Source organism: Paucimonas lemoignei (assembly GCF_004342585.1).
GTDB lineage: Bacteria > Pseudomonadota > Gammaproteobacteria > Burkholderiales > Burkholderiaceae_D > Paucimonas > Paucimonas lemoignei.
Genome location: NZ_SLZQ01000024.1, coordinates 1890 through 5679, shown reverse-complemented (window position 1 = coordinate 5679; position 3790 = coordinate 1890). Strand labels below are relative to the sequence as shown.

General features: G+C 51.3%; 2 tRNA genes and 2 rRNA genes. All 4 read right to left on the bottom strand.

Going from position 1 to position 3790, the window contains the following annotated elements:
* Positions 1 to 74: 74 nt before the first annotated feature.
* A 5S ribosomal RNA gene (gene rrf / locus EDC30_RS19190) occupies positions 75 to 187 on the bottom strand.
* A 156-nt stretch (positions 188 to 343) separates the two neighbouring features.
* Positions 344 to 3219: ribosomal RNA gene (locus tag EDC30_RS19185) — 23S ribosomal RNA — on the bottom strand.
* 288 nt (positions 3220 to 3507) lie between these two features.
* Positions 3508 to 3583, bottom strand: a tRNA-Ala gene (locus EDC30_RS19180).
* Between the two features lie 8 nt (positions 3584 to 3591).
* Positions 3592 to 3668, bottom strand: a tRNA-Ile gene (locus tag EDC30_RS19175).
* Positions 3669 to 3790 lie beyond the last annotated feature (122 nt).

The following is a 3790-nucleotide window of genomic DNA, read 5'->3' as shown; positions in this document are numbered from 1 at the left end:
GAGGAAGTTACGTGGAGGGCCTGCAAAGCAAAAACCCCCAGGCTCGTGTAGAGCGAGGGGGTTTTTTAATAAGAGCCTGACGATGACCTACTTTCACACTGGTTGCAGCACTATCATCGGCGCGAAGTCGTTTCACGGTCCTGTTCGGGATGGGAAGGGGTGGTACCAACTTGCTATGGTCATCAGGCATAACTTGTAAAGTCGGCTGCTTTTCAACGGCAGCAGCCAACCCAATCTGGAATCGGTAATAGTAGTGATGGTGGGGTACACCATATTTAGCGGGCGTGATTGCCAACTTTTGGCATATACGCTGTTACTCGCTCTACAACCGTACTAAGGTTATAGGGACAAGCCGCACGGGCAATTAGTACTCGTTAGCTTAATGCATTACTGCACTTCCACACCGAGCCTATCAACGTCCTGGTCTCGAACGACCCTTTAGGGAGATCAAGTCTCCGGGAAGTCTCATCTTGAGGCAAGTTTCCCGCTTAGATGCTTTCAGCGGTTATCTCTTCCGAACTTAGCTACCCGGCAATGCCACTGGCGTGACAACCGGTACACCAGAGGTTCGTCCACTCCGGTCCTCTCGTACTAGGAGCAGCCCCCCTCAAACTTCCAACGCCCACGGCAGATAGGGACCAAACTGTCTCACGACGTTTTAAACCCAGCTCACGTACCACTTTAAATGGCGAACAGCCATACCCTTGGGACCGGCTACAGCCCCAGGATGTGATGAGCCGACATCGAGGTGCCAAACTCCCCCGTCGATATGAACTCTTGGGAGGAATCAGCCTGTTATCCCCAGAGTACCTTTTATCCGTTGAGCGATGGCCCTTCCATACAGAACCACCGGATCACTATGTCCTACTTTCGTACCTGCTCGACTTGTCAGTCTCGCAGTTAAGCACGCTTATGCCATTGCACTATTAGCACGATGTCCGACCGTACCTAGCGTACCTTCGAACTCCTCCGTTACACTTTGGGAGGAGACCGCCCCAGTCAAACTGCCTACCATGCACTGTCCCCAACCCGGATAACGGGCCAAGGTTAGAACCGCAAACAAACCAGGGTGGTATTTCAAGGATGGCTCCGGCGCAACTGGCGTCACGCTTTCATAGCCTCCCACCTATCCTACACAGATTGGTTCACAGTCCAATGCAAAGCTACAGTAAAGGTTCATGGGGTCTTTCCGTCTAGCCGCGGGTAGATTGCATCATCACAAACATTTCAACTTCGCTGAGTCTCGGGAGGAGACAGTGTGGCCATCGTTACGCCATTCGTGCAGGTCGGAACTTACCCGACAAGGAATTTCGCTACCTTAGGACCGTTATAGTTACGGCCGCCGTTTACTGGGACTTCAATCAAGAGCTTGCACCCCATCATTTAATCTTCCAGCACCGGGCAGGCGTCACACCCTATACGTCCACTTTCGTGTTTGCAGAGTGCTGTGTTTTTATTAAACAGTCGCAGCCACCATTTTATTGCAACCCTTTCACCCTCCTGGCGCAGGCCAGTCAAGCTACTTGGGCGTACCTTATCCCGAAGTTACGGTACCAATTTGCCGAGTTCCTTCTCCCGAGTTCTCTCAAGCGCCTTAGAATACTCATCTCGCCCACCTGTGTCGGTTTGCGGTACGGTCTCGTTAGACTGAAGCTTAGAGGCTTTTCTTGGAACCACTTCCGATTGCTTCGCGGCACAAGGCCACTCGTCTCAACCCCTTGAATTACGCGCCCGGATTTGCCTAAGCGCCTTCTTCGAGTCAAGAACCGGGACATCCAACACCCGGACAACCTTCCGCAATCCGTCCCCCCATCGCATCTAACGACGGTGCAGGAATATTAACCTGCTTCCCATCAGCTACGCATCTCTGCCTCGCCTTAGGGGCCGACTCACCCTGCCCCGATGAACGTTGGACAGGAAACCTTGGGCTTACGGCGTGCGGGCCTTTCACCCGCATTATCGCTACTCATGTCAGCATTCGCACTTCTGATACCTCCAGCATCCTTTACAAGACACCTTCGCAGGCTTACAGAACGCTCTCCTACCATCATCACAAGGATGATCCGCAGCTTCGGTGACTGGCTTAGCCCCGTTACATCTTCCGCGCAGGACGACTCGATCAGTGAGCTATTACGCTTTCTTTAAAGGATGGCTGCTTCTAAGCCAACCTCCTGACTGTTTTAGCCTTCCCACTTCGTTTTCCACTTAGCCAATCTTGGGGACCTTAGCTGGCGGTCTGGGTTGTTTCCCTCTTGACGCCGGACGTTAGCACCCGACGTCTGTCTCCCATGCTCGCACTCATCGGTATTCGGAGTTTGCAATGGTTTGGTAAGTCGCGATGACCCCCTAGCCATAACAGTGCTCTACCCCCGATGGTGATACATGAGGCACTACCTAAATAGTTTTCGGAGAGAACCAGCTATTTCCAGATTTGTTTAGCCTTTCACCCCTACCCACAGCTCATCCCCTAATTTTTCAACATTAGTGGGTTCGGACCTCCAGTACCTGTTACGGCACCTTCATCCTGGCCATGGGTAGATCATCTGGTTTCGGGTCTACACCCAGCGACTGGACGCCCTATTCGGACTCGCTTTCGCTACGCCTCCCCTATTCGGTTAAGCTTGCCACTGAATGTAAGTCGCTGACCCATTATACAAAAGGTACGCAGTCACCCCTTACGAGGCTCCTACTGTTTGTATGCACACGGTTTCAGGATCTATTTCACTCCCCTCCCGGGGTTCTTTTCGCCTTTCCCTCACGGTACTGGTTCACTATCGGTCGATTACGAGTATTTAGCCTTGGAGGATGGTCCCCCCATCTTCAGACAGGATTTCACGTGTCCCGCCCTACTTGTCGCAAGCTTAGTTCCACACTAATGATTTCGTGTAAGGGGCTATCACCCTCTATGGCCGCACTTTCCAGAGCGTTCCACTATCAAAAATGCTACATCTTGCAGGCTGGTCCCATTTCGCTCGCCACTACTTTGGGAATCTCGGTTGATTTCTTTTCCTGTAGCTACTTAGATGTTTCAGTTCGCCACGTTCGCCTCCACACACCTATGTATTCAGTGTGGGATACCCTAAAAGGGTGGGTTTCCCCATTCGGAAATCTGCGGATCAAAGCTCGTTTGCTAGCTCCCCGCAGCTTATCGCAAGCTACTACGTCCTTCATCGCCTGTAATCGCCAAGGCATCCACCATGTGCACTTAGTCACTTGTCCCTATAACGTTAGCGCCTGGCTGACAACCAAGCCGTCATAGAGTAAAACTGAGTTTCGCGTTTGCCGTAGTCAAAGTCTGAGCTAATTCGCTAAGAACTCTTACTACTGTTGATACAATCACAACCCATCAATACTCCTTCATACTTGCGTACAAAGCCGTACTGACAAATTCTTTCTTTACTATTACTTCTTCCAGATTGTTAAAGAACAAAACAGCCAATGGTTACTTAAAAACCAAACCTGAATCCCGGTCAATCTTCTGACTGACTCAGGTTTGATATTTGAAACTGGTGGAGGTTGACGGGATCGAACCGACGACCCCCTGCTTGCAAAGCAGGTGCTCTCCCAGCTGAGCTAAACCCCCGAAATCCTTGGTGGGTCTGGTTGGGCTCGAACCAACGACCCCCGCGTTATCAACACGGTGCTCTAACCAGCTGAGCTACAGACCCGCTTGATCAGACCTCAGCTACTTTCCCCGTGTTGCTTGGTACAGGGCCACTGTTTTCTGTTCTTAACCTTTAACAGCGCGATAAGTGTGAGCACTTGATTTATGGTGCTATCTCTAGAAAGG